Consider the following 7860-nt stretch of genomic DNA (forward strand, 5'->3'; position numbering starts at 1 on the left):
GTTATATTATCAATGCAATATAGGCTTCTTATTCACTACGTAAGGACACCATAGGCTCAAGTTTTGCTGCACGGCGGGCAGGATAAAAGCCAAAGAAAATGCCCGTTGCCGCCGAAACCAGAAAACCCGCTACAGGAGGGAGCAAATAGATTGAAAAAATCCAATCACTAAAATATGCGACAATTCGGGTAAACAATAATCCCAGTAACACACCAAGAATTCCTCCCAACAGAGAAAGCATTACTGATTCGACCAGGAATAAAGCTTGAATTTCACTGTTTTTGGCTCCTACGGCCTTGCGTATTCCAATTTCTTTTTTGCGCTCACTTACCGATACCAGCATGACATTCATCACCCCAATGCCACCAACCAAAAGAGAAATACCGCCAATGACCGCAAGCAGCAGGGTAAAAATTCTTCCCTGACTCTCCATGCTGGCTATAATCTGCTTGGCACTGCGGGGAAACACACTTAATTTAGGCACCATTGAATTAATAAGGTGCTTAATATGATCAATGACCTCATCTATGGGACTGTCCGGCTTGAGAAGCATTACCGCATTATTTATTTTTGCATCTTTACTTACTAAACGAATACCCGCTAACGGAATAATTACTGCCTGGTTAATGTCTTCATTAAAAAAACCATTCTCTTTCCAATGTTCAGCAACGCCAATAATAGTATACAACGACTGGCCAATGCGTAACTGCTTCCCAATAGGATCATCCATGCTGATTTCTTTTATTTGCTGCGCCAAGCCATCGCCAATAACACAAAAATGCTCAAAAGATTCGACAAAGGAAACAAAATGGCCTTGCATTAAACGTACATTAACAATACCAGCCAGATTTTCATCAGCTCCAATAACCACCCCTTGCATCACTTTCCCCTGAAAACTTAAGGGTTGATAAGCAGTGCTGTAAGGAGCGATTTTTACTACATACGGTATTTGTTCAGATAATCGTTGCCATTGATCTGCCGAAAGAGAATCATCGCCACTACGCGATTTACTGGGCATTTTCTGATACACAGAAACGGCGAGCAGATCCGTTCCCAAGGCTTTAAATTGTTCCAAGGCTTTTTCGGTAGCTAATTGGCCGCAGCTGATTAAAGCAACCACAGCAGCAGTACCCACCAAAATCCCCAGAATGGCTAAAAAAGAGCGCAATTTTGCTGCGGTCAGATTGATAAGTGCCTGCTGGCAGTGGCTTGCAAAATTCATTGGACAGACTCCGCAATGACAGCGCCATCAGCCAGAGTAATTCTTCGCCTACATTGTGCCGCCACATGTTCATCGTGAGTGACCATAATAATAGTACGCCCTTCGGCGTGTAGCGCTAAAAATAAATTCATGACGTCTGTACCGGTACGCGAATCCAGTGCACCGGTAGGTTCATCCGCCAAAATAACCTGAGGCTCCGTAACCAGAGCTCTTGCAATCGCTATTCGTTGTTGCTGCCCACCGGATAACTGGGTTGGCCTGTGGCGAGCATATTTTGCCATTCCTACTCGTTCCAGCACATGAAAAACTTTTTCTTTTATCTCAACGGCACTGGTCCCTCTATAAGTAAGTGGTAAGGCTATATTTTGTAGTGCGGTGAAACGAGGAAGCAAATTAAACTGTTGAAAAACGAACCCAATACTTTGATTGCGTAAATCAGCCAACTCATCATCACTTAATCCGGCAACATTTTTATTTTTCAGGATATAAGAACCAGAATCAGGCTTGTCCAATAAACCAATAATATTCATTAATGTTGATTTACCAGAACCAGAAGCCCCGACTATTGCCAACAAATCACCCTGATGAACAGCCAGCGAAACCTCCTTTAAAACAGTAGTGCTAACCCCTTCAAGATGATAAGCCTTTACTAAATCCCTTAGTTGAATTAAGGGTTCACTAATCATAAACCACCACATCACCTTCTTTTAGCCCGGATTCAATAACCACAGAGTCAGCCTGAGCAGGTCCTGTAGTAATAATGCGTTTCTCGATAGTACCCTGAGCCAATTGCAAATTAACAATGCTGTTTCCTTTTTCTCGCGTAACGGCAGCGATAGGAATTAATAATTGATTGTCACTGTCAACATTCAGCTCAATCGCCGCACTCATGCCCACTTTTATCCAGGGTTGTTGTTCTGGGGTTAAGTACTTCACCTCAACTACCGCAGTAAAGGATGGCAAGCCACCGCCACTGGAGTTGGATGCCTGGGCATTAACTGCAACCAGCATTCCTTTTAAACGATGTTTTCCAAAAGCGATGCCACTAATCGTTGCACTCATACCGGGCCTGATTTTATCAATATCAATTTCAGGAACATCGATCTCAACACTGATGCCTTTTAAATCACCAATCAAGGCAATAACCTGTCCGGGTTTTACCGTAGAGCCTACCGTAACCCGAGTCGCTTTATCATCGCCTGATTTAGGAGGATAAAGCATCACTCCATCACCAGGCGCCTTTAAACGTATAATATTATGGTTTGACGTTAATATTTTCCTAACCTTATCAAAATCAGCCAAACTTAAAGAGGATAAATTTTGAGAATTTTTATCATCCATTTTGTCTAACATTTCGGTAAGCTTACGGGTCGCCTGCATCAAGGTGACCCGTGCAGTATCCACACCAGATTTCTCACTCAAAAAATTATTCTTGGATAACAAACCAGCATCCCACAGCTCCTGCGTCCCCACGAATTTGGCTTTTGCTATCGAATAGCTGTCTTTTGCCTTTAAATAATCAGTTAAGGTATCGTTGTATTGTTTTTGTAATTCATTGGAATTTAAGGTTAAAACCACATCGCCTTTTTTAACCATCTGTCCATAATGAAAATTCATCGATTCAACCACTGCTTCCATAGGACTGGATAAAGTACTTTCCCGTAAAGGCTGAATGGTACCCGTAAAATGCAAGGTTTTACGCAGAGGTTGCGGTGTTACCTTGAATTCATTTAACTCAGTGTTTTTTTCCTTTTCATGACTGCCACATGCCATAAGGCTAATAGTAAACAGTATTCCTATGATCAATTTAGCATAAGTGTTCATCCGCCATACCTTAGTTTAATTTGCCAATAGTCCAGCGTAGTTCCTAAAGTCCGTTGCAGGGCTGATAACTGGTTAAGATACGCAATCTTTGCTCCGATTAATCCTGATTGCGCTTGAATCAACTGATTCTGGGTATTATTTACATCCAGGGCACTGGATATTCCCGCCTGCTGCTTTTTCTTTTCCAAAGCATAAGATTGCTCAGCCAGTTTTACTTGTTTTTGGGCTAACTCATAACGCTTTGCCAAACTTTGAATGTTATTAATAATGTTGGTTATATTCGTTACTAAAGCTCGTTTTGCCGCAATGAGGTTTATCCTGTCTTTTTCCAAGCGTACTTTCGCGTTGATTAGTTGGCTGCGGCGCCCTATATCATGCAAAGGTACAGTAAGAGTTACACGCGCTGACTCTGTAACATTATTGCCATTATAAATGCCGCGCACCCCTGAATTGCTGCCCGTAACATCATTTACCGTTCCACTTTGTATCGTTCCCGCCAAATCCAATTGCCACAATTGTTGATTTTTCGCGATTTTATAAGCACGTTCATCAGCACGCAAAGCCATTTTTTGGGCCAGATAATGCACGTTGTGATTCAGAGCAATTTCAATCGATTGCTGTAAATCAGGGACGACGATTTTTTTTAAAGTCACATCGCTGGGCACCGATAAATGCATGTCGGGATCAAGACCTATGGTTTGTAATAAATCCTGAGAAGCAATTTTAAAATCATTTTCACCTTGCTCAACCAACAAACTCAACGATTCAATTTGATACGATTGCTGAATATTTCCCGTCGGTTCCAATTGTCCTGCAGCTATTTTTTTCTCATTAATATCAAATGATTTTTTAGCTTCTTTTAATTGCAGACGCTGATTTTGTAAATTATTACCGCTTAAAATAAGTGAACGATAGGCCAGGATAACCTGTGTTATTTGATCAACTACTGATTGCCGTAAACTTAATTTATTAATCCACTCATTATCAATGGCATCCAATAGACCGGCTTCATTAACAGAAGGACCGAAACCTCGTAACAGAGGCTGGGTCACTGACAGATTAAGTACAGGATTAAAACTGTTGTTGGCTCCGATATTATTATCAATACCAAAGGTACCTTTAGTGCCTAATTTGGTTTTTAGCGCCAGTTCCGGGCTGGCCAGAAAGGTATTGGTGGTCGCTGTTCCTACCCCATTAAAAGTGCTTTTTTGCAACGCACCAGATGCACCAAGTGCATATTGTAGTTCAAATTCATTATGCGCTAAACGTAACTGATAACGCTGAATGATTCGGTCCAATTCTGCATTTTGTATATTAGGGTTATAGCGTAATGCCAATAAAATAGCTTCTCTTATCGTAAGATGGTACATGGTTTTACTGCGTGCAACTGGTGAGGTGGGCAACTCTATCCAATTATCAAGCATAAACTCAGGATTATTGATTGCCTTTCTTAATCTAACCCCAGCTTGCTCCACCTGTATTGCTTCATTTAACGGATCATTAACCCAATTATAGAGCGATTTTTTTTCAACGGGGGCAGGAACCTGAGCAGAGCATAGAGCAGTGCCCAATAGACTAAACAACAGAAATATCTGTAATAACAGTGTGTCTTTAAATAAAAATCTCACTAGTGTCATCGCCTGTTGTTTATTAAAAATAAGGTATTCATCTTCCTGGTACTGAAAATCGCTTCTTGTCCTGCAGTCTTAAGGCAGTCAGCTCTCCCCCCCATAAACACCCTGTGTCTATGGCGTGGATTCTTGGATTTGGGCATTGCCCCATCAATGCCGCCCAATGACCAAAAACGATATCGGCTGGAATTTCTTTTCGGTTAGGAACCTCATACCAGGGATATACATGTGGAGGCGCTTTGGAAATAGCCCCTTTGAAACTCATTTCCAATCGCCCCTTATCATTGCAAAAACGCATTCGAGTAAAATAATTGGTAATCATTCTTAACCGCCCCATCCCTGATAAATCATCAGACCAGATGTCTGGTTTATTGCCATACATTTGGGCCAGAAACTCACTATAGTGCTCGCTTGCGAGTACTGCCTCCAACTCATGTGCTAAAGCAACAGCCTTTGGTAAATCCCATAATGGTGCAATACCTGCGTGGCACATAGCTACATTCAGTTCTGCGGAATAACACAAGATAGATTGTTGTCTTAACCAATGCCCTAACTCTTCGCCGTCAGAAGCCAGTAAGACTTCCTGAATGGTGTCATCATGTCCTTTCCAGGGTCTTCCTCCAAATAAGGAACCCAGTAAATGCAAATCATGATTTCCCAAAGTAATATTGGGTTTCACTGGCAGGCGATTAATAAAGCGTAAGACGGCAAGAGATGCAGGCCCGCGATTGACCAGATCCCCAACAAACCATAAGCGATCAACAGTATCATCAAAGTCAATCAGCTCAAGCAAACGCTGTAAGGGTTCATAGCATCCTTGCACATCACCTATGGCATAATCAGGCACCACGTGCTCCCGGTGGGACAGGCACTAAAGGCAATACGTCATTTTCAACGGTCAGCCACTGTCCTGCTGCTCCTATTTTTTGCAATGGGGCAACAGCAATAGTGTTGTGTTGTTGTGTAAACTGGCTGATGTGTTGTGCTTTATGTACCAATTCCGTTGCGGACATGCTTTCAATTTTCCCAGTATTTAATTGCACCTTGACAGAACCCGGTAAGACAACAGCATATTCGGAAAATACAATACCACTTTGCATGTGTTGGGTATGAGCCTGCTCAAATCGTCCAATCACACTCCCGGCAATACCTTTACTGTGTAGGCCTAAAGATAAAAACCCATTTTGCACCGCTTGCCAGTTTTTATATTCTGGGTGTTCACGCACAAATAACTGAAACATTTCCTGCGACATCAACATACCGCCAGGAACCATAAATAATGGTGCCTTATTAATCATAATACGGCCTTCATCCAGAGATTTGGTTAACCACTGAAGGAACTCCACTCCCATAGCCTGTTCTTTTTCAGCAATGGTGACGGGAACCCCGCCCGCAAAGGTACCCGATCGGCCATAACGCCCACCGCGGCTTACACCACTTCGGACCATAAAATCAGTAACGTAACGCTGTATTGCTATTGCATCAGCCCGAATTAGAATCGCCCCCAAAGTTCCAGCAGAGCGCGTGTCTTCATTAAGTAAGGCCAGCCAGACAGCAAGCACCTGGGCATAAGAAGCTATCCAGGCAAACCCACTCAGAGGCATTAACGCTTTGGCAAGTAAGATATTCAAACGACGACGAAATTCAACGTCTGATTCTTTCAAAAATTCAAAATCGTAATTACTCCCGGTATTGGTCAAACTCTCTAAAAGGGGGTTCCATTGTTTTAATAATTGACCATTGGCATCGTATAAATTGATGCGATAATCAACAAATAATTTACCAATACCTTGTAAAATAGCCGCACTGAAAAGTGCATATTGCCAGAGTTTTTGTTCCTCTGATAATAAATCAGATTTGTCTTGAATTACGAACTCCTTAAACAAACTCAAAGCAGCTTCGGTTCTATTCAACGCATGATCAACCAACCCACCAGGTTGAGAATAATAACTGTTGGTAGTCTCGGGGAGATTTTGGCAATAATTCACCAGGTTCTCAATGAGCACTGCGCATAAGCTCTCATAGCGCGACTCTTCCAAACCGCTCAGTTCAACCATTTTCTGTAATAACACCGGTCTTTTATTTTCAAGCAAGAATTGATCAGCCCGCACAAAACGGGTCAAATCTTTAATTGATTTGGCTTGCGTTGATGATGGAACTTTCCGTTGACGATGAAACAAAACGACCTCCACAATGCTATATCATATAATTTTACACTATTTGGAAATAAATTTCGCTAGTTGAACATATTCAGCGACAGAAATTTGTTCAGGTCTTTTTCTGCCATCAATATGTAATTCATCTAATTCCGCTGCCGATACTATCCCTTTCAGGTTATTAATTAAGGTTTTTCGACGCATGGCGAACGAGCTGGCAACGATGCGCTCCAGGTGCTCCACTTCGACTGGTTCATACGGAGAGTCACGATAAGGGATAAGTCTGACGATTGCCGAATCCACTTTAGGTTGCGGATCAAAGGCCTCAGGGGGAACATCAAATAAATGTTCTACCTCACAATGATAATGCAACATCACACTCAAACGCCCGTATGCTTTGGTGCCTGGCCCCGCAGCCATACGATCGACCACTTCTTTTTGCAGCATAAAATGCATGTCGTCTATAGATGAAATATAGCGCAATAAACGGATGAGTAATGGCGTAGAAATATTATAGGGCAAATTGCCTACAACTCTTAAATCAGGGCCAAACTGACTGTAATCAATGGTTAGAGCATCAGCAGCGATTAAATTTAATTTACCCTGTGCTATAGGAAGGCTTTTCAGATACTCTTGTAAATCAGTATCAATTTCCACAGCAGTCAATTGGTTTAATTGACGAAGTAAGGGTTGAGTTAAAGCGCCCAGACCAGGCCCGATTTCTAATATATTGTCATCGGCCTGAGGGTTAATCGCCCGCAAAATATCATCAATAACGTGTTTATTTTGGAGGAAATTCTGGCCAAAACGTTTACGTGGGCTATGCCTCACTGCAATTCACCTAAAAAATTAAAAACAAATTATAACCCGCTTGGGAAATGAATACTAATGGCATTTAATTGACCAAAGAAGAACTTAAAAATGATGCTGTTTTTACTGAATAATTGCTCTAATTACCTTAAGCTCCTTCTGCAGGGCAAGAGCATCAAAGTTTAAAAACCCATCAATTTTTCTCTATAGTGATCAT

General features: G+C 41.8%; 7 protein-coding genes. All 7 read right to left on the reverse strand.

Annotated features, from left to right (window positions below; translation table 11 throughout):
- Positions 1-28 precede the first annotated feature (28 nt).
- From Q0495_RS05185 to rsmA, 7 genes are read right to left on the reverse strand one after another with little or no spacing between them, the layout of a single operon-like run.
- Entirely contained in the window at positions 29-1222 is a 1194-nt protein-coding gene (locus tag Q0495_RS05185) for an ABC transporter permease (RefSeq protein ID WP_298623828.1), read from the reverse strand.
- Positions 1219-1908, reverse strand: coding sequence for an ABC transporter ATP-binding protein (locus Q0495_RS05190; RefSeq protein ID WP_298623829.1), 690 nt, complete (start codon positions 1906-1908; stop codon positions 1219-1221). Before Q0495_RS05190 ends, Q0495_RS05185 begins: the two co-directional genes overlap by 4 nt.
- Complete coding sequence (locus tag Q0495_RS05195) at positions 1901-3046, reverse strand: efflux RND transporter periplasmic adaptor subunit (RefSeq protein WP_298623831.1); 1146 nt, start codon at positions 3044-3046, stop codon at positions 1901-1903. Before Q0495_RS05195 ends, Q0495_RS05190 begins: the two co-directional genes overlap by 8 nt.
- Positions 3043-4674 (reverse strand): TolC family protein, encoded by a 1632-nt coding sequence (locus Q0495_RS05200; protein ID WP_298623834.1) that lies wholly within the window; start codon positions 4672-4674, stop codon positions 3043-3045. The genes Q0495_RS05195 and Q0495_RS05200 overlap by 4 nt, the downstream gene beginning before the upstream one ends.
- Positions 4675-4711: 37 nt before the next feature.
- Positions 4712-5524 carry a symmetrical bis(5'-nucleosyl)-tetraphosphatase gene (locus tag Q0495_RS05205; protein ID WP_298623836.1) on the reverse strand — a complete coding sequence of 271 codons (813 nt, stop codon included), beginning with the start codon at positions 5522-5524 and terminating at the stop codon, positions 4712-4714.
- Positions 5517-6857 (reverse strand): TraI domain-containing protein, encoded by a 1341-nt coding sequence (locus Q0495_RS05210; protein ID WP_298623838.1) that lies wholly within the window; start codon positions 6855-6857, stop codon positions 5517-5519. Before Q0495_RS05210 ends, Q0495_RS05205 begins: the two co-directional genes overlap by 8 nt.
- A 36-nt stretch (positions 6858-6893) precedes the next feature.
- On the reverse strand, positions 6894-7664 hold the full coding sequence (rsmA, locus tag Q0495_RS05215; RefSeq protein ID WP_298623841.1) for a 16S rRNA (adenine(1518)-N(6)/adenine(1519)-N(6))-dimethyltransferase RsmA: 771 nt from the start codon (positions 7662-7664) through the stop codon (positions 6894-6896).
- Positions 7665-7860: the final 196 nt, after the last annotated feature.

This window comes from uncultured Legionella sp. (assembly GCF_937871865.1).
Taxonomy (GTDB): domain Bacteria; phylum Pseudomonadota; class Gammaproteobacteria; order Legionellales; family Legionellaceae; genus Legionella.